The organism is Arachidicoccus terrestris (assembly GCF_020042345.1).
GTDB classification, from domain to species: Bacteria; Bacteroidota; Bacteroidia; order Chitinophagales; family Chitinophagaceae; genus Arachidicoccus; species Arachidicoccus terrestris.
The window spans coordinates 2,567,598-2,591,873 of record NZ_CP083387.1; the positions used below are offsets into that span (position 1 = coordinate 2,567,598).

At 44.5% G+C, this 24,276-nt stretch carries 8 protein-coding genes; all 8 read left to right on the forward strand.

What is annotated here, in order from left to right:
* Nucleotides 1–75: 75 nt before the first annotated feature.
* The 8 genes from K9M52_RS09985 (at nucleotide 76) to K9M52_RS10020 (ending at nucleotide 24,241) form a co-directional block, all read left to right on the forward strand.
* The gene (locus K9M52_RS09985) at nucleotides 76–1,617 is read left to right on the forward strand and encodes a sialate O-acetylesterase (RefSeq protein ID WP_224068281.1); all 1,542 of its coding nucleotides are present in this window, start codon (nucleotides 76–78) and stop codon (nucleotides 1,615–1,617) included.
* Between the two features lie 236 nt (nucleotides 1,618–1,853).
* Entirely contained in the window at nucleotides 1,854–4,409 is a 2,556-nt protein-coding gene (locus K9M52_RS09990) for a glycosyl hydrolase 115 family protein (RefSeq protein ID WP_224068282.1), read from the forward strand.
* A gap of 16 nt (nucleotides 4,410–4,425) precedes the next feature.
* A complete protein-coding gene (locus tag K9M52_RS09995) occupies nucleotides 4,426–7,449 on the forward strand; it encodes a glycoside hydrolase family 2 protein (protein WP_224068283.1) in 3,024 nt (1,007 codons plus the stop codon).
* A gap of 498 nt (nucleotides 7,450–7,947) precedes the next feature.
* The gene (locus K9M52_RS10000) at nucleotides 7,948–11,112 is read left to right on the forward strand and encodes a SusC/RagA family TonB-linked outer membrane protein (protein ID WP_224068284.1); all 3,165 of its coding nucleotides are present in this window, start codon (nucleotides 7,948–7,950) and stop codon (nucleotides 11,110–11,112) included.
* A gap of 18 nt (nucleotides 11,113–11,130) precedes the next feature.
* Complete coding sequence (locus K9M52_RS10005; protein WP_224068285.1) at nucleotides 11,131–13,098, forward strand: RagB/SusD family nutrient uptake outer membrane protein; 1,968 nt, start codon at nucleotides 11,131–11,133, stop codon at nucleotides 13,096–13,098.
* A 738-nt stretch (nucleotides 13,099–13,836) separates the two neighbouring features.
* Nucleotides 13,837–19,029 carry a LamG-like jellyroll fold domain-containing protein gene (locus tag K9M52_RS10010; RefSeq protein ID WP_224068286.1) on the forward strand — a complete coding sequence of 1,731 codons (5,193 nt, stop codon included), beginning with the start codon at nucleotides 13,837–13,839 and terminating at the stop codon, nucleotides 19,027–19,029.
* 202 nt (nucleotides 19,030–19,231) lie between these two features.
* Nucleotides 19,232–22,390, forward strand: coding sequence for a SusC/RagA family TonB-linked outer membrane protein (locus K9M52_RS10015; RefSeq protein WP_224068287.1), 3,159 nt, complete (start codon nucleotides 19,232–19,234; stop codon nucleotides 22,388–22,390).
* 18 nt (nucleotides 22,391–22,408) lie between these two features.
* On the forward strand, nucleotides 22,409–24,241 hold the full coding sequence (locus K9M52_RS10020) for a RagB/SusD family nutrient uptake outer membrane protein (RefSeq protein ID WP_224068288.1): 1,833 nt from the start codon (nucleotides 22,409–22,411) through the stop codon (nucleotides 24,239–24,241).
* Nucleotides 24,242–24,276 lie beyond the last annotated feature (35 nt).

Consider the following 24,276-nt stretch of genomic DNA (forward strand, 5'->3'; position numbering starts at 1 on the left):
ACGTTTCACTTTTTGCGGATTCCGGTATTTATAACCTTTAAGTGATCTGAATGTATACATGTAAAATTATTGTAAATGAAAAATCGTCTTGTTATACTGTTACTATTTTTATCTGCTACCCTGCAGTCGGAAGCTTTTGTGAAGATTCCGGATATTCTTTCAAGCGGTATGGTCTTGCAGCAGCAGGCCAGTGTTCCTATTTGGGGAACGGCGCTGCCCGGTGAGGCAGTTGTTGTTTCCTTTGGTGGCCAAACCCGTGAGACGAAGGCAGACATGTCTGGCAAATGGAAAGTCTTTCTGGATCCTATGGAGGCCACAGACAGCGGCCGGACAATGGTTATTAGAGGCATCAATACAATCCATTTAAAAGACATCGTGATAGGAGAAGTGTGGCTGTGTGCTGGTCAGTCTAATATGCAGCTTGTTTTATCCAGAACAGTTAAGGGGGATTCTGTGGTTGCGTCTGCGAACTATCCCATGTTGCATTTCTTTAATGTCAACAGGGAAAACGCTTTTGGTCACTCAAGAGGCCCGCTGGGTATTTGGGAGCCGTGTACGCCATCATCGGTGAAAGCGTTCTCTGCTGCGGCTTATTACTTTGGATTGGCCCTGCAAAATAAACTGAAAGTGCCTGTAGGGATTATCAACGCGTCCTTTGGGGGCTCCCAGGCGGAGGCCTGGACACCCGAGGCCTATTTAGCCGTGCCCGACCTGCAGCCCTGCATTGATCGTGATACGCTTTGGGCCAGTCAGCGTGCCGGGGTGCAGGCCAGCTATGAAAGGCAGCTAAAGGACTGGAAGATATATGCTGAAAAAGAGAAAGGGGCAGGAAGACGGACGAAAGAGGCACCACATCAACCTGAAGCATTGAGAGACTACCGACCTACTGCTTCCATTTATGATTGCATGATAGAACCTCTGATCCCCTTTCAGATCAAGGGCTGCCTCTGGTATCAGGGAGAAAGCAATGAGGGGCGCGCAGAACAATATGGAATTCTCTTGCCTGCGATGATCAAAGCTTGGCGAGATAGGTGGAAACTGTCGTTTCCGTTTGGCATTGTACAGCTTCCCAATTACCGGGATAAAAAAGATGTTCCGGTAGATGGCGCCTGGAGTTTTCTGAGGGATGCGCAGAGAAAGACCGCCGGTAGCGTTGAGAAAACAGGCTTGATCGTTTTAATAGATGCAGGGGAGGCGCACAATATCCACCCGCATAATAAAGAGATTGTCGGCCAGAGAATGCTGAGATGGGCACTGGCAAGGGTTTATCGACTTGATATGTTGCCAGGCGGTCCCAGATTTGTCAAGGCCACTGCGTCAAAAGGTGCAATGACTGCCTATTTTGATATTTGTGGAAGCGGATTAATAACCACTGATGGAAAGGCGCCGGCATCATTTGCATTAGCGGGGGCTGACCATAAATGGTATTGGGCCAAGGCGAAAATAGTAAATAAACATGAAGTCAGGATATGGAGCAGGGATGTGAAAAAACCGGTAGCGGTGCGCTATGCGTTTAATAATAATCCAAATGATCCGAATCTTACCAATGATTCAGGCGTTCCAGCCTCACCATTCCGGTCCGACAACTGGAACGGCCCTACACATGGTAAGCGGTAGCGGCAGGCAACTGAGGCAGGGAAAGTGCCTTTAATAATGCTGTTCGTTAAGTATAATTTTATTATACTTAACGAACACCTGCCCTGCGTGATTGGCAGAGAATGCATAAGGTGTTTCCAATCTGCCCGCTATACAGGCGAGAGCCTGCGGGCGTTACAGCCAAAGACCTCTTTTTAGTTTTGATCCGTCTGGCGGCCGTAACAATAAACCATTGCACAAAAAGTGAAAAACAGAGCATGAAAAAAACAGTTTTATTCTTTCTGGCGTTCATCGCCCTCAGGCATTCATTATGGGCTAATGATTTTACCTGGTTTGACAGCAATCACCCCATCGTATATACGCTGCCGAAAAATGCGGCACCAGTTGTAAGAACCGCTATCGCAATGTGGAAAGCCGATCTGCAGAAAGTGACAGGTAAACTGCCCAGGCAAGCCACCGGTGGTAAGCAGGACGATAAGGCCACGATTCGTTTTATTCAGTATGATAGCGCTGATTCCATTCATTTATCTGACCTGGGAGTCCCGGTAGCACGACTGACTGGTAAAAAGGATGCTTTTTATATTAAGATAAAGGGTAATCAGCTTTTGGTCACGGGAAGCGATGCGCGCGGCTTGGCCTATGGTATCCTGGAACTGTCCAGATTGGCAGGAGTTTCTCCCTGGGTATGGTGGGGTGATGTCACTCCTGACAAAAAAACAGCGTTAACCCTGCCAGAACAATTTGAAACTTTTCAGAGCCCGTCGGTAGAATTCAGAGGAATTTTTATTAATGATGAAGACTGGAGCCTTCAGCCCTGGAGCTGGCTGAAATTTGATCCGCAGAGCAAGGTCGGTTTAGTCTCAGCCCAGACTTACAGGCGCGTGTTCCAGCTGTTGCTTCGCCTTCGCGCCAATACGCTCTGGCCAGCTATGCATGGGAATACAACGCCTTTTTACTGGACACCGGGCGCGAAAGCGGCAGCAGACAGCTGTGGCATCGTGATCGGTACTTCCCATTGTGAGCCCCTTATGTGCAATGCTAACGGAGAATGGGACGAAGGCAAACGTGGACATTATAACTATATTTCTAATAAGGATTCCGTCTTATCTTATTGGACAGACCGGTTGAAAAGGGTAGCGCATTCCGAAAACATTTATACCATTGGAATGCGGGGCAAACATGACGGTCCCATGGAGGGTGTACATACGCTCAGCGAAAAAACAAAGGCATTGCAGGAAGTGATTAACGACCAACGGGCATTACTTAAAAAATATGTCAACCCCGACCTTAAAGCGATCCCACAACAGTTTGTGCCTTATAAAGAAGTGCTGGATATTTATGAAAACGGGCTACATGTGCCGGATGATGTAATGCTGACCTGGTGCGATGATAACTATGGCTATATTAAGCGGCTAAGCGATAAAATGCAGCAGCAGCGTAGTGGTGGGGCCGGTATTTACTATCATCTCAGTTATTGGGGAAGGCCTCATGATTATTTGTGGCTGACCACCACACAGCCCGGTCTGATATATCATGAAATGAAAAATGCCTACAAGCATAATGTCAAAAGACTATGGATTGTTAATGTGCATGATCCAAAGGTGGCCTGTTATGATCTGGAACTATTTTTAGATATGGCCTGGGACATCAACTTAACGACCAGCCATAATAGTGTGGAGCAGCACCTGGAAAATTGTCTTAAAAGAGATTATGGTCCCGGCGCAGGTGCGCAGCTTTTTCCCGTTATGCGGGAATTTTACCGGTTGACGGCTATCCGTAAACCCGAGTTTATGGGTTGGGAACAGGTAGAATTGGACAAAAGAGCCTATGCCAGAGGTATTTCGCCGGTAAAATCCACTGATTTTAGCTTTACGCAGTTTGGTGACGAGGCAGACCGGTATCTGTCAGACTATGCCAGACTTAAAAAGATAGTGGATAAAGTGGGAAAAATGCTGCCGGAGAATAAAAAAGAAGCTTTTTTTGCCGCAATAAAGTATCCTGTATTTGGGGCGGCGGATATGGCGATAAAATGTCTGGAGGCGCAGCGTGCCAGGTCGCTTGCCAAAGGAGATTACAGTGCCTATAACCGGGCCAGGGCAAAAGCGCAGTTAATGACAGCCTGCGCAAGAAGCATGAAGGCCTATTTTGACATCCGCAGGCTTACACAGTATTACAATAATGAACTTGCGGCCGGAAAGTGGAAACATGACATGTGTTTCAATCCCAGAGAATTACCAGTTTTTGATCCGCCGGTACTACCGATGGGATTAACGCAGCGAGAGATCCGCCAGTATACAACTGATGAAATAAATGGAGGCAAACAACCCGGTTACGACACCATAAAAAATGATGCTTCTTATATTGCCCGTAATGCAGCCCGTTTTGATAAAGCATCTTTTCATGTGCATGAAGAGCCTATGTTAGGGCACAGCATGCAGGCCGTCCCGCTGCCCAAAGGAGAATCGTTAAGCTATGTATTTAATTGTGCCCGGGACGGTGAAGCACTTTTACGGACAGCAGTCATCCCGACTCAACCTAATGACAGAGGAGATATACGCTACAGTGTGCAAATAGATAATACTGCACCCCAGGTAGTTTCTTTCAGGGAAAAGGGCCGCACGGATAAATGGAAACAAAATGTATTGAGGGGTCAGGCGGTGAGTAATATACTATGCAAGTTGTCGGCCGGCCGGCACACCTTAAAGATCACTGCCCTGGATGATCATGTAATTATTGATCAGTGGATGGTAGATTTTGATAAAGACCGGAAATTCTATGTTTTTCCTGTACAGCCTTATTATAGAAAGCCTTAGCCAAGAATTTAATAATATGATGAAGTCAGCCATATTTAAACTTGTAGTAGGAATCATGAGCGTTCTGTTCTGTGTACATCTAAACGCGCAGTTTTACCCGGTAAGAGAAAGGATGTTAACGACGTCACTGAATGGAACCTGGAAAATTAAGATCATCCAGGGCCGGCAGCTACCGGATACATTGGATCAGTGGACAAAGCCTGATTTTAACGCGACAGGTTGGGATGACGTAACTGTACCTAGCAACTGGGAAACGCAAGGGTTGAAAAAACCAGAATATGGAAAGGATCTGGGCGATTATACCGGGCTTTATAGACGAGCATTCGACTATAACCCCATATGGAAGAACCGGCATGTTATTGTGCGTTTCGATGGTGTACATTTTGCGTATACTGTCTATGTAAACGGACAAGAGGTAGGTAATTGGGGCAGCGCTTTTAATATGCATCAGTTTGATATTACGCGCTTTCTGGTCAAAAATGAAAAAAATATTTTATGTGTAAAGGTGTCTACCCGCTCTCTTTCCACACAACCACCGGGGACCTGGCAATTTGATACCAATGACGACTGGTCGCTCTCAGGAATTTCCAGGGATGTGACGGTTTTCTCCCTCGATAATATTTACATTAAGGATATTAAATTTAATTCGACCGTATTAAAAAATAAAGACGCGAATGTTTCCATTGACGCAAAAGTGGGGACGTTCAATGGGGACAGCAACGTCAGTGGCTATACCCTACAGGCGTCACTGGTAGATAATTTAGAGCACCATTTGATGGACTTCAGACAGGAGTTCTCTAGGCATAATGACAGCCTCCATTTTGAAGGGGAGTTAGCAAGTCCCAGGCTTTGGACCGTGGAAACCCCGAATCTGTACCGGCTGGAAGTGTCTATTGTAGGTCCTGACGGCAAGGTGATCCAGCGTGCGAATCAAAGGGTAGGTATCAGGAGCGTAAAAGTTGAGGGATTCCGGTTAGAAGTAAATAATATGCCCGTTAAGCTTCATGGTGTTTGTTTGAGTGAGATTGATCCTAAGCTGGGAAGGGCGCTTACCTATAAGGCACGCCGCAGGCAACTTAGCATGATGAAGGCCGCCGGCATTAATTTTATTCGAACCGCGCATTATCCTTTTGGCCCGGATTTTTATACACTTTGTGATGAAATGGGATTTTATGTTTGTGATGAAGTTCCGTTTGGTTTTGGCGATAAAAATCTAAGCGATGAGGCTTACTTGCCAGAACTTATCACCAGGGCGAAGGCGACTATCGGCCGTGATAAAAACCACCCGTCGGTTATTATCTGGTCCATTGGCAATGAGAATCCTTATACTCCCATAGTAGAAAAAGTAATTCAATACGTCAAAGAGACAGACCCCGGGAGGCCCAGGGGCTTGCCACAGCGGGGTTCTGACTATCTGCGTTATCAGGGTAAGCAGAGCCCTAATGTAGATGTTTATATGCCGCATTATCTGGATGTAAAAAGGTTGAATGAGAGTCTGAAGAAAACAGATAAACCACTTATTCTTACCGAGTACGCCCATTCTCTGGGCCTGGCCATGGATGAATTTGAGGAGCAGTATGAAAACATTGTAAGGCAGGCGAAGATTATTGGGGGGTCGGTGTGGTGTTGGACGGATCAGGCTATTTTGACAAATAGCGTCGCCAAATTTCAGAAAAAGGCCAATCAACCAGCACATGGTTCGGATAATACTATGCCGCCGTTTTCCGGTGTAGAGCAAGGTATTCAGATCGATCAAAACCATTACCTGGATAACTCCGGCAATAATGGTGCTGACGGAATTGTTTACGGAGATGGTTATCCTCAGGAAGACTATTTTCTGGTTCGAAAATTATATACACCGGTTCAGATCCTGACAGATACGCTTAAGGGTCAGTTAGGTGGGGGGAATCGTTTTGACATTACGCTGGCAAACAGATTTGATTTTATCTCACTGGTTGGCTATCAGTTAAGGTGGCAACTTGTTTACCAGAATAAAGCCCTTGAGCAGGGAGACCAGTGGCTGGATATAACTGCCCACAACAAGGATACGATTTCAATTAAGGCAAAATTACCAGCAAAAGCACCAAGCGGAGATATAGCCCTACACTTACAAATTATAGATCCAAACGGGCATCAGATAAACGAAAAGAATATCGTTCTGAGAAAAGCGAACTTTCTCGGTCAGGTTCAGGCAGGCAATGCAGGTAGGGGACTCTTCGTTTCTGTATCTAAAACAGGGATATTGACCGCACAAAGCGGACAGAAAATGTTATTGCACTCACCTCTATTGATGCGGGTAGGGCGTAAATTAACGATTACCCTGGAGAGTCAGACGCTTAAAGACAAGTTTAACTGGACTCCTTATCTTCTCAAACCTGTCGTCGATAAATGTCACCGGCAAAAGACGGACAGCGGTCTGCTGTATACACTGGATTGCCACTGGCGGTCGCAAACCACAAAGACAAGCCATCGCGGCATCCGGGGCAGGGTACAAATTCTGGTCAGAAAAAATAATGTCATAGAGATGGCGTACAATGTACATCCCGATCAGAGTGCAACAGGTAATTTGCTGGAATGTGGCTTGACACTGGTCTTGGACAGCGCCTATCGTACGTTTCATTGGTTAGGTAAAGGCCTTTTTTCTACGTCAGTCGGAAAAAGCGCCTATAATGAACATGGCGTTTGGGCGCTTGATATAGACGATATTCGTTTTAATGGAAACCGAGCAGCGGTTGAATTGGCGGAAGCCACTTCACTCGACAGTTGCGGTCTCGGTTTTTGGAGCAGCAACGGAAACATCGGCATTGAAAATATAAGAGGAAGAATGGCGGTTTCTCAAAACGGGATCGTCACGGGCTATGGCAGTAAATTTAAAGCACCCAAAGGCAGAAAGCCTGTCAGCGAGATTCAGAACATCTCCGGTAAATTTATCCTTTTTACAAATACACCGGCTCATCCGGCAAAGGTTTTAAACACCGTGTTTGATCCCTATTCAATTGTCAACCCCGAGCGGCCTTATCTGGATAGTTATGGGTGGTGATGACGCTGATATCTACGGCCGTTTATGGTATCATTACTACTTATTCAAGCTGAGCTTTGCCATTTTTAATGAAGACAAATCGCCTCCCCTGATGTCGGGCTGAGGCAATGCGTGCTGCTGACCCTGGTAAAAGGTGTCAAATTAACAGTAAAATCTGAAAAATTACTATTTGTTACAGGATAGTACAGGACGGTCAGGTAAATTCAGACCTCTATATTTGTTAAGAATTGAAAAATGATTAACGTTCATTAAACCTCTTTTCAATGATCTTATCAGGTATGTTTTTGATATTCAGTAATTAAGGCTAACTGATGTCTAAAAAATTAAGCGTCGACTGCACGTTTATTATTCTTAAAGGAAGCTAAACAGACTGTTGGTTGTCAAAACGCCAGGCTCCGTTATTGGTATAAGGCAAGAAAACCCTTATGGCCAGGGCATAGCCTGCTGATAGGATTATCTGAGATTTTTAATTGAACTAATTACCAAAATCTTTTAAGAATGTACAGAACGAATTTACTAAGTCGGCCTACTGAGCTGATCAAAAGGTACGGCAGGAGGATTGGCCTACCTGTTTCAATGGTAGCTTTGTGCATCGGTGCTGCCCCATCGGTCAGCCTGGCCACGTCGGATTATGCCGGCTGCGCGGTTATTCAACAAAAGGATAATGTCAGCGGAAAAATTCAGGATGCATCCGGTAAGCCTATCGCCAGCGCATCGATTTCCATTAAAGGTACCCATAAGGGAACGCTAAGCGATGCGGAAGGCCGGTTTACCCTTGAACTTCCTACGGCTGATGCAACACTGCTCGTTGCCTACACTGGTTATGAAAGTCAGGAAGTTAATCTACAAGGCAGAACAGTGGTAACCATCACCTTAAAAGAATCCGTGACAGAACTGGAAGCAGTTGTCATGGTCGGGTATGGCAGCCAGAAAAAAAGTGATCTGACGGGATCTGTGGTCAGTATATCTTCTGAGCAGATTCAGCAGCGCCCTGTGGCCAATGCACTTGAGGCTATGCAGGGTAAAGCGGCTGGCGTAGATATTACATCCAATGAAAGACCTGGTCAGACAGGCAGTGTGCTGATACGTGGTGAACGCTCTCTGAGTGCCAGTAATTCTCCATTATACGTAGTGGACGGAATTCCGTTGGCCACCGGTGGTATTGAAGCATTGAATCCTAATGATATTGAGTCTATCGATATCCTGAAAGATGCATCTGCCACAGCTATCTATGGCTCCAGAGGCGCCAACGGTGTGATTCTGGTGACGACTAAACAGGGAAAAGCAGGCAGGCTTACACTGAATTATGCGGGTTCACTGACTATTGATCAATTAGAAGACCGGTCAGAAATGATGAATTCTGCACAGTATATTGAGTTCAGACGTGCAGCATTCCGCAGAGCGGGTCAGTATCCCGATGACCCAACGCAGGCGGCCGATAAGGTCATCTTCAGCGGTGATTTAGATGCATATGCCTGGGCAAACATTGAAAAGGGATGGCAAAGCGGCACCTGGAACGGTTCACTCGTCCCCACAACAGACTGGACGGGCATGGTGACCAGAACCGGCGTTATGCAGAATCATTCCTTAAGTGCCAGTGGAGGTACGGATAAGATCAAGACCTACGCTTCCATAGGCTACCTTTCACAGGAAGGTACACAGAAAGGGCAGGACTATACCCGTTATAACGGTAAATTCTCCATTGATTTAAAGCCTGTTAAATGGTTCAGGTTTGGTGGAAGCCTTTCAACGACCTATAGTGTTCAGAACTACGGATTTTCGTCTTCCAGCCCCAGTGGTCCGGGGAGCCTTTACGGTGCGGCCCAGGGAATGTTGCCTTTTGCCGTTCCATATGACAGCACCGGGGCAAGAATCAACCTCCCTGGAGCGGATATCAATATCATCAACCCCATTGGTGAAGATAAATACAATATCAATGAGCGTAAACTGGTTCGCACCATTGGCTTGGTGTATGCAGAAGCAGAACTCTTGCCTGGTTTAAAATACCGGGCGAATTTCGGACCGGAGTTTTATAACTGGCGAGATGGCCGTTTTATGGATTCGCTGTCGATCAACAGAGGCGGCGGGGAGCCCGGGTCAACGAATTTTGCGGGTCTGGATCAGTCTGATAAGTTCTCCTGGACTTTAGACAACCTGATTTATTATGATAAAACCATAAAGCAGCATGATTTTCATTTGACTTTGTTACAGAGCTCTTCCTATAACAGGACAGAAACCTCCTCGATGTCTGCTGAAGACCTTCCATGGAATAGCCAGAGATGGTATCAACTCAACTCAGTAAGCGCCTTAAAGAGTTTCGGTACGGGTCTCTCCAAATCTACCTTGCAGTCCTATATGGCACGTCTCAACTATTCTTTTGATAATAAATATCTGGTGACCCTCTCCAGCAGATGGGATGGGGCGTCCCAATTGTCTGCGGGGCATAAATGGTCTTATTTTCCTTCGGCGGCAGTGGCTTGGCGCATTGATCAAGAATCTTTCATGAAAGATGTCAGCTGGATCAGTTCATTAAAGTTGCGAGCCGGAATCGGTACCACGGGTAATGCGGCAATTTCGCCTTATCAGACGATTGGAGGTGTACAAACGCTTTACTATACATGGGGCAGCAGCGTAGATGCAGGCTACGTGTCTTCCGACGCTTCTCTTAAGAACCCGGCACCGATGGCTAATCTGGATCTGGGTTGGGAGAGAACGACACAATTTAATTTGGGATTAGACTTTGATCTGTTGCAAGGACGGGTCAGCGGTGCTATCGACGCTTACAAGTCACAGACGAATGATCTGCTTCTGCTGATGTCTATTCCATCTATTACCGGTTTTACAAATACATGGGCTAACATTGGTAAAACGGCTAATCAGGGGATAGATATCTCTCTTAATACAATAAATGTTCAGACCAGAGATTTTAGATGGAATTCTACTTTAACTTTTTCTGCCAATAAAAGCACTATTAAGGAACTCAGTAATGGTAAAGAAGATGACATAAGCAATAACTGGTTTATAGGACAACGCCTCGGGGTCTATTATGACTATCAAAAAACCGGTATCTGGCAAAACACCGCTGAAGACAAAGCTGAAATGGAAAAGTTCAATGCAAATGATGCGGATTTCAAGGCGGGCGATATAAAAGTGGCAGACTTAAACGGGGACTATAAAATTGATCCCAATAACGATAGAAAAATTCTGGGGCACTCGAGCCCGGATTGGATCGGCGGATTTCAAAATACCTTTACCTACAGAAATTGGGAGCTGAATATATTTATGTTTGCCAGATGGGGCTTTATGGTAGAGACCGGAGCAGAATCGTTACAGGGCCGTTATGCACAACGACTTGTTGATTACTGGACACCCGATAATCCGACAAACGACTATCCCTCTCCCGATTATGGAAGTGCCGCGGGTGATCAATACAAATCTTCCATGAACTATCAAAATGGATCTTTTATTAAAATTCGCAATATCTCCCTTGGCTACCACCTACCCCAAAAAGCGCTGGATCATCTCCACATCTCGAACCTTAAGATCTATGCACAGATGAGTAATCCCGGGCTTATATATTCTGGCGTCTCCTGGATCGATCCGGACTTAGGTGGTTCGACCTATAATAGAGGTTTTGTAATCGGCGCTAACCTGACTTTCTAACAATTAAAGCATTATATTATGAACAGATATATTAGATACGGAGTTTTAGGGATCAGTTTCGGACTATGCACTATCCAATCCTGCAAAAAGGGCTTTCTGGACGAAAATCTGGTTACCTCCCTTAATACGGATGATTTTAAAACACAACAAGGCTTAGACGCCTTGGTGACTGGAATGTACCAGTCCCTAAGGTTCCATTTTAATTACGAATGGGCTTATACAACTACGGAGTATGGTACGGATGAATTTCAGGTAGGAGGAGACCGTACGATGGAAATGTGGAATTCATACAGCAGCAATTTAAATTCCCAGACAGCACATGCCAGAGATATATGGGATAATATGTATGGCAATATCAATTCAGCTAATATTGTCATTGAGAATGTGCCTAAGTATTATGGAGGAGGAATTGATAAAGATACCAGACTGGGAGAAGGCTATTTTATGCGCGCCTTCGATTATTTTAAATTGGTGAAGCAATACGGAGGAGTGCCACTTAAACTTACACAATCTACGTCGGTGGAAAGAGCGTTTACGAGGGCTTCTGAACAACAGGTATATCAGCAGGTGATTGATGATTTTACAAAGGCTTATGATTTGCTTCCTGAAACGCCCGCGGCAACCGGTAGAATTACGAAGTATGCTGCGGCACATTTTCTGGCCAAAGCTTATCTATTCAGAGCCAGTGAACTCTATGACAGCTGGAACAGTGAAACGAAAGAGGCCGACCTGCGCAATGCTGTGAAGTATGCGGATCTTGTAATTAACAGTGGCCATTATAGCCTGGCTCCCAATTATAGTGATCTTTGGAATTTTGAAGCAGTAGACGGCCCCAATGAGCAACTTAATGAAATTATTCTTGCTGCTCAATTCTCTAACAATACGGCCACGCAGGGAAGGTATGGTAATCAGGTGCATTTATATTATCCTTCTGTGTATCAGAATCTACCGGGTATGCAGCGAGACATTCCCGGCGATAGAGAATTCCAACGTATGCGTAGTACGGATTATCTATTGGATGTATTTGACAGGGTCAACGACTCGAGGTTCTGGAAGAGCTTTAAGACAAGCTATCTGTGTAACAAGCCGTCCGGTGCCCCAAAATGGACCGCAGATTATGCGCCAAACGCTTCTGAGATAGGACAACCTAAGTTTGCAGGAGGGCAAGAGTCTATTCGCTATATTGTCAATGGCGCAGGCGACAGCAGATACACCGCGGATAATATCAACTATAGGGCCCCTAGTATGTATGTCCATTATTTTAGTGGAGAAGCTAATAATTATAAAGGCGAACATGGAAATTACACTACCAGTCAATATGTGGCGTTATCCAAATTTATGGATGGTTCAAGGAGCACTGTTGCGTCGCAGTTTGGCCAGCGGGACGGTATTCTGGCCCGACTGGCAGAAACCTATCTTATAGCTGCAGAAGCTTATGGCCGCTTGGGCGAATATGATAAGGCGCTCCCTTATATTAACAAAGTAAGGGACAGGGCCGCTTATAAAGATGGCGAAGATCGTTCTTTTTATGTGGATGGAGGTGTTGCCTACAAAAACAATTCTTCCGCCAATGCTGCGACATATGTTTCCTATTCTGATCATAATACATACTATGAATCCAATAATCTCCCTGAGACCACTAAAGGAAGCACCTTAAATGAAATGCACCTGAATAGTGTAACTGATATCTTTAATTCCACGCATGATTTTTATGATGTATTAGGCGTATCTTCTAATGAAGCTAAATTTATTGCTTTTATTTTAAATGAACGTTCACGTGAGCTGGCTGGGGAATTAATGCGTTGGGAAGACCTGGCAAGGACCAAGACGCTTATTAAACGGGATAATGCTTTTAATGTTGAAGCAACCCCGACTGATAAGGATTATCTTCGCCCCATTCCACAGTCCTTCCTGGATGCCATTCAAATTGACGGATCAGCACTTAGTGCCGACCAAAAAGAAGCAATGCAGAATCCGGGGTGGTGATACGCGTAATTATTTAGTCTATTAAATAGAGCTTAACCCCTGTCTCCTAAATTAGAGACAGGGGTTTTTAATTTATGAGATGGCTATGGTGTTACTCTGTTATCCCGTCTATTGACAAAACCGCCGAAAGAGTTGTCAAGATTCATTGTCAGAAACGCCTATTGCTTAATATATCTAGCTGTGCGTCTCCCCAATAAAACTCTTGCAATTACTAGCATATTTTAGATTTTCCCGTTTAGCACATCTGCTGATAAAATATATATTTACATATATGAAAAACTTGCATAATTATATATTCTTTGCATAACATCTTCTTTTGCAATAAGAAGCAGCACAGTACAGGATAGTTCAATCGATTGCCTTTTATAGTTTTGTTTACAAATAAACGTTTGTAAAAATAAAATATGCATGTATGGGAGCAGGGGCAAATCAAAGAAAGATTGCATAGAAATTTAACCTGATTAATCAGAACGGATTGTTTAAGCACTGAGCGTGTTATCATAATCGTATACTTCCGATTGGTCCTGAGATAAAGGATCATTGGCCAAAAGGCAATGGCAATTTGTTGTTTCCATTTGTCTTGCTGTGAGGAGATTGGCAAATGTTAAAGTAGTTAAGGACTCATTTATCGGCAAACGATAGTTCCAGGATTAGCCGGAGGCATTTGAATGCATGATTGGAATCAAAACCAATGAAATCTGCCTGAAATTATTCTTTCAAATATTAAACCTATATTCTATGAGAGATTTATTACACCTGTTTAAGAATGTTTTCATTGTTTTGGTCATTTATTTTTTAGGTGGCGTGTTATGTGTACAGGCACAAACAATCGCTTTTCCCGGTGCACAAGGATTTGGGAAACATGCAATCGGGGCAAGATCGGGCGGTTCTGTCTATCACGTAACTAACCTAAATGATGACGGCGCGGGCTCACTACGTGATGCCGTCAGTGCACCCAACCGGATTGTTGTTTTTGACGTTGCGGGTATTATTCGTATTAACAGCCGGATGATCGTTGCCAATAATATTTATCTGGCTGGCCAGACTGCGCCAGGCGAGGGGATAACGGTTTATGGTAACGGATGGTCATTTTCCGGCGCCAGCAATACGATATGCCGGTATATGAAGATCAGGATGGGAATTGTTGGCAGCGATGGTAAAGATGCTAACGGGATTGCGGATGGTCATGATATCATATTTGATCACTGTTCGATTTCTTGGGGCAGGGATGAGAATTTTTCCATAAACTCGACCACGGCGTATAATATTACAATTCAAAACTGCATCATCTCTCAAGGCTTAATGACCCATTCTGCAGGTGGATTAATTCAGGCTGATAGTATTACTTTATATCGTAACCTTTATGCAGACAACACGACTCGTAACAATAAGGTGAAAGGCAGGAGCCAATATGTGAATAATATTGTCTACAACTGGAATAACGGAGCGTATATTATGGGTGGTGAATCTGAGGGAGATTCTTATGTGAATGTAACGAATAATTGTTTTATCCAGGGACCGGAAGATGGCGTCCCGCCTTTCAATCTTGGCAACAGCTCTTTCCATATTTATGCTGCTGATAATATTTTCGACAGCAGTAGGAATGGGCGCTTTGATCCTTATTTGATTCCGCCGGGCGAATACGTCGGACCGCCGGATTTTCAGTCGGTGGCATACAACTATCCCCTCCTGCCGGCGTGGTCTGCACATCAATTATTCGATTCCCTCCTGCCATCAGTAGGGGCCTGCCTTCCATACAGGGATTACGCAGATTACTATGTTATCAATGAAGTAAGATCGCTGGGTCTAAAAGGTGAATTAATTGCCAATGAGAGCTCGTTGCCTTTTGGCGCACCCACAACATGGAGCTTATGGGCAGGGGTACCCAGAGTCGATACAGATAATGATGGAATGCCGGATGTATGGGAAGCTGCCAATGGAACGAACGCCGGAGCGGATGATGCTATGGTGATCGCTGCTAACGGATATACAAATATTGAAAACTATATTAACAGTATCACCAAAGATAATTCCCAGGAGTATTTAAGAGTTCCATTAAATCTTCATAAAGATTCTGCCACGCAATCGACTTTATACCTGTCGTGGCTGGACTACACAGATGGAGAGCATGGATTTTATGTTGAGAAAAAACTAAACGGTACATGGACGCGCATAGACACGACGGATAGAGATGTAAACCATGTCGCGATTACCGGGATGCTTCCCGAGCAGTCTGACACCTTCCGGGTAATCGCATTTAAAGATAATATGCTGTCTGATTATTCCGGTGAGCTTATTGCCAAGACTAAACCCGTAGTTGTGCCCGTTTTAGATACCGCCACTTTTGTGCCTGATCTGACATGGAATGGCAATGTCAGCGGTGAATGGGACAAAACCAGTAATAACTGGGTGAATGCAGATAATATGGCAGCTGTGTTTATGGATAGCAGTAAATTGTTGTTTCCCGATAAAGGTACCGCTCAGGTTATACATGTCAACGGTGTGGTGGCGCCGTCAGACATGTTAATTAGCGGAGATCATGATTATACCCTAAGTGGATCAGGTCAGATCGCCGGCTCCGGTTCATTGAATAAAACCGGTAAAGGCAGCTTGTCTTTGTTGACGCTGAATGCATACACCGGCCCTTCGGTATTGCATGACGGAACAATAGCCTTTAATACCATTGCCAACGGAGATTCTCTGAGCGCCATCGGGGCCTCTGCAAACTATGCATTTAACTGGAGATGGCAAGGTGGCCGGTGGCTGTATACGGGAAATACAGCCAGTACAGACCGAAATGCCATCATAGACTATACAACCGAATTTAACGTTAGTGACAGCGCAGCCGTTGTGACATTTACCGGCGCGCTGACGGGAGACGGAGGATTGATCAAGTCTGGCCCGGGTACACTGCTATTAAGAAATGAAAATCCCTATGCGGGTGAAACCGTCGTTAACGGAGGAATACTAGAAGTCAGCCCCGTCAGCAGTGCGACCCTGTCGGATGACATAATTGATCAAAACAGGGGAATAGGAACCTCTAATATTCTGAGATTACATAATGGCACCTATCGTACGACAGGTGGAAGCACCACTATCTATGAAAATTATCCGCTGGATCTGTTTGTAGATGACAGCACTGTGAACGGTTTCGAGCCTTATAGGAATGCAAATCTGTCTATGACGGTGCACGGAAGAGGGATTTTGAACTATAGGATTCCTTATCTGCGAGAGCTGATTCAGGGTGACTGGAGCGATTTTTCCGGAACACTTATCGCTCACAGCACTGATGAGGGGTTGTTGATTATTGATAACAATGTGGGCTTTCCCAACAACCGGGTGGTGGCCACCGGTAAGACAAAGATTGTTAACTGGAATAATAATCAGACAGTCTCCATTGGCGGACTCTCGGGAGATGCGACCGCGATGTTATCCTGTGGTGGGGTCAAAACACAATCTTTTGGATTTGGATATACGACTTACTCTATTGGTGGCGCGGGAACCGATGAGACCTTTAATGGGTCGATCAACAATCAACCCTATGGTTCAACCAGCAATACGACAGGAGAAACGACTATTATAAAAGAAGGCGCAGGGTACTGGCGTTTAACCGGAAACAACAACTACAGCGGGACAACAACAATAAATGCGGGAAGACTGATTGTTAATGGAACCAATAACGGTACCGGAAAAGTCATCGTCAGTGAGGGTGTCCTGTCTGGAACAGGCTATATCGCCGGAGAAGTAGAGGTGCAGCGTAACGGCGTTTTGAATCCGGGTGATAGTACTTTTGGCGTCTTTACGCTGAATACAAATCTGGTTTTAGATTCTGGCAGTGTTACGCAGGTTCGTGTCAATAAGGTGCTTGATTCCAGTGACCAAATTGTGGTGAAGGATTCTGTTCATTATAATGGCATACTTGAAATAGATACTGTAGGTCCTTTCCAGGCTGGTGATAAATTTAAAATATTTTCCCCCGGGGGATTCGTTTCTGGCAATTTTAGCGGCTTTAGTCCTGCATCACCAGGTAGTAATTTATACTGGAAGTTTAAACCTGCCACCGGAGAGCTAATGGTGGCTACTGAGGGGTTTGTTTTTGCACCTTCAGATCTAAAAGCGGAAGCTTCGACTGATATACCGACGTCCACAAGTTCTGTCAGGGTCTCCTGGGTCGACAACTCTGACAGCGAATCATATTTTGTACTGGAAAGGTCACTGGATAGTCTTCATTTTACACAGGTCGCTATAGTAGCAATGGATACGACCAGCTATATAGATACTGCTCTTGTACCTAATACGACCTATTACTATCGGATAAAAGCGGTCGTTAATAATGAACAGGTGTCTGCCTATAGCGCTATTATCACCGTAATGACACCCGTTGACTACTATGTGCCCGTTCTGGCCTCAGAGCCGGGTCCGGCTAATAACGAGCAACTTTCCGGGATTTTGGGTTCAAAAATAAAACTGACATGGGAAGGGGGAAATTATACAGATAGCTTTGCGATCTATGTGGGAACAGATTCTGTTCAAATGAATAAAGTGGCGGTGATCGCCTATACTGATACAGCTGCCTTTACACTTACAGGAATTCAAAGTAATACGACCTACTATTGGCGAATTGACGCGATTGGAGACGGCCATGTTTCTAGCGGAACCATATGGACTTTTACAACAGGTGACGTTACACATCTGGTTGCACATTATAAGTTAGATGAGTCGACAGGGAACACGGCACATGATGCGACGGGCAATCATTTGAACGGGACGGCCAATTTTAGTCCGGAGTGGGGTGTAACCGATGGCAAATTAAATGGTGCAATGGGGTTTGCAAATGCGGTTGAAGCTGGCGCTGCCTTGGTTGTGCCCGCTTCGGAAGCAATTTTCCTGGACAGTACGTCTTTTACAATTTCTCTTTGGGTTAAGATACCCTCGAATACATATTCTTACGCAGAAGGGAAAGACTGTTATCTTGTTCATAAGGGATCGATGGAATCTAATACAGGTAAGTGGTACGGTATTCAGCTCAAGGATGATAAGTTAACTTTTGCCATCGATGACGGAGTACATAAAAGCAGCCTGAGTGTAAAAATGGAAGGAGACAATAATATTTGTGACAACAATTGGAATAATATTGTGGCGATAAGGGATTTACGTTCACAGCATATTTACCTGTATATAAATGGCAGGCTGGCGGGTTCGGTATCGAGTAGTTCAACAAAACATATTGGACAGGCCGGTAAACAATTGACCATCGGGAATTCCGTTGAAAATAAGCCCTACAGAGATAAGGTCGATGATATTCGTTTTTATGATAATGCACTTACGCCATCAGATGTGGCAGATATTTATCAGCTAACCGACGCGGCTTCTAACCCAATATCAGTTGAAAATTTTACCGCAAGCATTCAAAAAAGTCAGATTGTCCTTCATTGGCAAACGCCAAAAGAGGTCAATAGCCACTTATTTGAAGTGTATCGTTCCAACGATAGTATAAATTATCAATTATTAACAGCTGTTCCTGCAAAAGGCTACAGCGACTCTATCAGCAATTATTCTGTCCATGATGATAGGCCTTACCATCCGTCGGACTTTTATCGCTTAGTCTATGTAGATCAAAACGGTGACAGAGTAACACTTGGTCAAATTAAAATAGTATTTGGAAAAGGCCATAGCGTTTTTAAGGTTTTCCCTAATCCCTTTTATGGCAGCAGGTTAAATTTTGCCCTCTCTGGATTTACCGGTAAGGACCGCATTACTGCCAGTCTTTACAGAATGAATGGCTTGCTGGTAAAAACAAAGTCCTTGAAGACAAACAATAGCAACAATCAGTATACCATTGAGCTAGATGAAAAACTTCCCAGAGGCATGTATCTGCTGGTCGTTACGGATGGGATAAACAAGGTTTTTGACAAGGTTATTGTAAAATAATTTTACGGGCAAGCCCGGCGAGGTTTATTGGCGGAGGGCAAAGCCAAACATGTGCCAGTGTTCACAAAATGATGCTGTTCCAGGCGGTACCTGGCAGTGTGTAGCTGAGTGCATAATGATATTCGTTAAATAATTTAAATGTGATTATATGAGAATTAGATTTTGTTTATTATTCAGTTGTATAACTTACATGTTTGTTTTGATGGCAAACAGTGTTTATGCGCAAAACCATCCGGTTCATCTAACGGGGACAGTTTTGGGAGAGTCGGGTCCGCTTCCCGGTGTAAATGTGTATGTGGAAGGAAGCTCCAGTGGTGTTTTGACAGATAAAGACGGACAGTTCAATCTGGCGATATCGACAAGTGATTCACTACTGACATTTTCGTTTGTAGGATACGAAAAGCAAACTGTGACAATAGGAAGTAAGAGAATATTTAATATCCGGCTGACGCCCGTGAGCGATGCATTAAATGACGTTGTCGTTATCGGCTATGGTACCAGCCAAAAAAAGGATCTGACCGGTTCTGTTGCTACGGTATCGGGAGATGAAATCAAACAGATTCCTGTTGCAACTGCAGCACAGGCCATTACAGGTAAAATTCCCGGTGTAAATGTTGTCACCCAAAGCGGCGCTCCGGGGGCAGATATCAATATCGTCGTGCGTGGCGGAACATCCATTACGCAAAGCATATCGCCTCTTTATATTGTAGATGGTTTTGAAAGCGGAGACCTGACATCTATTGACGTCAATGATATAGAAACGGTAACCGTTCTTAAAGATGCTTCAGCTACAGCGATCTATGGCGCCAGAGGTTCTAATGGTGTAATAGTCATCACCACCAAATCAGGAAAGGCGGGAAAAACTAAGGTGTCTTATAATGGGTTTATAGATATTCAGCGCCTCACGCATCCATTGAAGTTAATGAATCCGGCACAATATGTGGGCTACCAGTATGCGTATCAATTACTGCAAGGCAATCAGCTTGATTGGGCAACAAACTTTGGCGGAGATATTGATGATCCGGGTTTCTATTCCGGTGCTGCTGGCTACATTCACGACACATATGGGTCTGATCCGGGTATTGACTGGCAAGATCTCGTTTTTGGAGGGTCGGCGATCATGCAAAATCACAGTCTGTCTGTCTCGGGCGGAAATTCAAAAACAAGGTTTTTATTGAACGGTAATGTCATGGATCAGGACGGTATCTTAGCCAAACATGGCGATCAGAAGTTTAACCTTAGATTTAAAATAAATCATCAGATCAGTAAAAGAGTAAGCATCGATTTTAACTCGAATTTTAGCGATAGAAGAATTGACGGGGGAGGGTCTCTGGGGGGCGCTTTAAGAATGAGTATTTTGCAACCCCCGACAGGAGGGGTACGTTTCACGGATCAGGAACTTATCACCATGGATTTGACGGATTCGATGCGTAAAACGGATCCCCAGTATGATGCTTACAATCCTATTATATTTAATAATGCTAACACGCAAAAGAGTAAAAGAAGGACCTTTACTGCAAACCTGGGAATTGATATTTCGATTCTGAAAAACCTTACCTGGAGATCACAGGCCAGTTATAACTGGACACAAACCAATAACACAACCTGGAATGAAGGCATTACAGCGAATGTGATTGAAGCACATGGAGGCCCTTATGGCAGTATCTCTAATGGCGAAGGTGACGCCTGGCAAGTTACAAACACCCTGACATGGAAACAGGAGTTTGGCCTGCATCATCTCACTGTTATGCTGGGACAGCAGACGAATGCCGCACAAAGCAGTTCCTCTAGCAATACCTATGACGGCTTTAATGAAAATAATTTTGGTTTGAATAATATTGGAATGGCGACCAATTTATACGCAAAATCTTCCGGTCTCAGCAAATCAAGAACAGTCTCGGCGTTTGGACGTGTAATGTATAATTATGGTAACAGATATCTTCTTACAGCGACCTTGCGGGGAGATGGCGTGTCAAAGTTCGCAGTTGGCCACAGGTGGGGTACGTTTCCTTCGATGTCTGCTGCCTGGCGGATCTCGCAGGAGAAATTCATGAAAAGTAGTAACATATTTGACGATTTGAAGTTGCGCGTGGGCTACGGTACAACCGGGAACAGCGACATAAGCAATTATATGTATGTTACTTCATACGGAGCGGGCTTTTATGCTATAGATCGCCAGGAGGTAAGTACACTTGTTCCCGGAGGGACGCTTGCCAATCCTCTTGTTCAATGGGAAAAGACCAGCACAAAAGACCTGGGCATAGATATGGCGATTTTAAACAGCAGAATCAGTTTAACAGCAGACTATTATATTAACGAGTCTAAAAACTTATTGCTCAAAGCCAGTATACCCACTTCGACGGGCTATTCCAATCAATACCAGAATATTGGCGCCATTCGCAACAGTGGTTTTGAATTTTCCCTTACGACTCAAAATATTCGCTCCGGCAACTTTACGTGGACAACAAATCTTAATATGTCATTTAACCGTTCTAAAGTCCTGTCTCTGGCCAATGATAACAGCACGTTGTATTCGGGTTCTTTTATTGTCGAAGTAGGTAAACCCCTGGGACAGTTCTATGGTTACAAGTATGATGGCATTTATACGACAGATGATTTTACCCAGAATAGCGATGGCTCTTATAGCCTGAACGGCGGCATTGCCCGGGAAAAAGGGCGCTCTTCTCAGGTTAAGCCAGGTGATATCAAGTTTAAACCAACCGCTGGCAACCAGGACGATAACGGTAATCCGGTGTGGTCTACTGATGACAGGACTGTGATTGGCCATTCGGCACCGGATTTTACAGGTGGAATCACGAACGATTTTTCATATAAAGGATTCGACCTCAGCATATTTATGAATTTTAGCTACGGCAACCAGGTCTTTAATGAAAATAATCAACGCTTTTTAGGCCCCAGGTTGCCTAATCAGGAGGCGCTGGCCATCATGGATAGCCGTTTCAGGTTGATAGATCCCACGACAGGTAAAGAAACAACTGATTTAACGCGGCTTGCCGCTCTGAATCCCCGGCAACATGACCCCCGAGCAGTCTGGAGTGTAAACCCAAACAATAATTATAACGGAACTTCCGTTTTCTCGGACTATTTTCTGGAAGATGGTTCCTTTCTGCGGCTCAATACGATTACACTGGGATACCGCTTTTCAGAACCAGTGTTAAAACGCCTGAAAATTGATGGGTTCAGAATATACGCCTCCGTGCATAATCTTCACACTTTTACCAGCTATACAGGATATGATTCGGAAGTAGCGTCTTCTGACGGCGTATTGGGGAACGGTGTTGATGCATCTGCCTATCCAAGATCCAGAAGTTTCGTCGCCGGCATTAATCTGTCCTTCTAATGTTTAAAATCATCAATTATGAAAGTTTCATATAATATTATAGCATTTATTTTGACCTTCGCATTAATGGGTTCTCTGTTTTCCTGTAAAAAGTGGCTGGATATTCCAAATCCGAGCGCTTATGACAGCCAGACCACTTTTGCTACCGTCAGCTCAGCTGAAATGGCAGTATTGGGTGCGTATACCAAAACCTTTAACCGTGATATATATTATAGACTGGGAGATGGGAATGACGAATCGATATCCTCTGAAGGAATCGGAGGATCCAAATGGCTGCTTTCGAATTTTGAATATAGCCCTAATCTTGTTCCTTCTGATACGTATAATTCGATGTATAGCGGCATTGAATACAGTAATGTCTGTATCAAGAATTTAAGTGAGATGAAAGGTACAGACGCCGCTGAGGAGAAAAGAATTGATATGTTATTAGGGGAGTGTTATGCGATTCGTGCTCTAAGCTACTTTAATCTGGTTCGATACTGGGGCGATGTTCCCTACCGGACGGTTCCGATTACAGATGACACCTCAATGTACGCTTCCAGAGTCAGCAGGGATACCATTTACGATGGTTGTATCACTGATTTACAGAAGGCGGTTGAACTATTGCCATGGTACAGCGAAGGGATGATTGCGACACCGGAAAGATTTTCAAAGAATGCTGCCTATGGGATTCTCGCCAGGGTAGCTCTTTATGCAGCCGGTTACTCTTTAAGATGGGATCTGAAGACTTATGCCGCATCTAGCGTCAGACTGGGAAAAAGAGCGGATGCGAATCGAATTAAAGCGTTGTATCAGATCGCCTCCGACGCCTGCGAAAAAGTAATAATGCGGGGAGAGAATATGCTTTTGCCGAGCTATGAAACGGTTTTTAGAAACCTGGTTCAGGGAAAATACGACAATGAAACCATGCTTGAGTATGGTCAGTATGGTAACGACGTGAATGGTGGAGGGATCGGGTATACCAATGGAATTTTTACCAATACAAGCTCCATTTATGCTAAGGCTTTTCCACTGATCGCCGTCATACCGACGTTATGGTTTGATTATCAGAAGGGTGATGAGCGCCGGGATGTATCTATTGCCAATTATAGCGTTACCGCGGCTAACGAGCGACAAATGAATCCATATGGCAATAATCGTATCGGGAAGTTCAGGGTTACCTGGATGGCTGATAAGGGAACTGCGGTCAACAAAAGGAATATTGACTGGCCCTGGCTCCGGTACGCTGATGTGCTGCTGATGTATGCTGAAGCGCAAAATGAATTATATCAAGGCCCTACAGATAAAGCCAAAGATGCATTGGAAGCGGTGAGGATCAGGGCATTTGGAGGAAATAAGGATTTAATCGGCATCACTCCAGGCAATTATGTTGATTTTAGAAACGCTATTATGCGGGAACGGAAGTTAGAGCTCGCTTTTGAAGGATTAAGGAGAACGGATTTAGTCCGGTGGGGTGTGATGTTTGATACGATCAGGGCTGCCAGACAAAGGGTGATCGATATGGCAACCAGAAGCGGGCAATATGCCGATATTGATGCCTATAGAGCCTATAAGCTGGAAACCGCCACAGATTTTAATGATCCGGTGGTGTCTGTTCCTTATATAGGCTATAAGACTATGCCATCAGAATCTGTTGTTGACTCCCTTTCGTCAGCGGGATATACATTACTTGATATGTTCACCGGGGAACCGGCAGCCGGAGCAGGTAATTTTCCTCTTGACGCTACTGCGCCCTGGGTTACCGGACTATTTGAAGGCGCGAAAAAGAACAAAATGGAGTGTATGCCTTTATCCGATGGCATGATAGATGACAACCCCGGATTAAAAGGGGAGCAGCTTCCGATCTATTAGAAGAAGTGTTTTGTGGGATATAAGGCAAGTTTTTT

Bases quoted from the DNA above. Each gene is read 5' to 3' on its own strand.
- K9M52_RS10005 (WP_224068285.1), top strand. From the start codon at position 11,131: ATGAACAGATATATTAGATACGGAGTTTTAGGGATCAGTTTCGGACTA.
- K9M52_RS10010 (WP_224068286.1), top strand. From the start codon at position 13,837: ATGAGAGATTTATTACACCTGTTTAAGAATGTTTTCATTGTTTTGGTC.
- K9M52_RS10000 (WP_224068284.1), top strand. From the start codon at position 7,948: ATGTACAGAACGAATTTACTAAGTCGGCCTACTGAGCTGATCAAAAGG.
- K9M52_RS09995 (WP_224068283.1), top strand. From the start codon at position 4,426: ATGATGAAGTCAGCCATATTTAAACTTGTAGTAGGAATCATGAGCGTT.
- K9M52_RS09985 (WP_224068281.1), top strand. From the start codon at position 76: ATGAAAAATCGTCTTGTTATACTGTTACTATTTTTATCTGCTACCCTG.
- K9M52_RS10020 (WP_224068288.1), top strand. From the start codon at position 22,409: ATGAAAGTTTCATATAATATTATAGCATTTATTTTGACCTTCGCATTA.
- K9M52_RS10015 (WP_224068287.1), top strand. From the start codon at position 19,232: ATGGCAAACAGTGTTTATGCGCAAAACCATCCGGTTCATCTAACGGGG.
- K9M52_RS09990 (WP_224068282.1), top strand. From the start codon at position 1,854: ATGAAAAAAACAGTTTTATTCTTTCTGGCGTTCATCGCCCTCAGGCAT.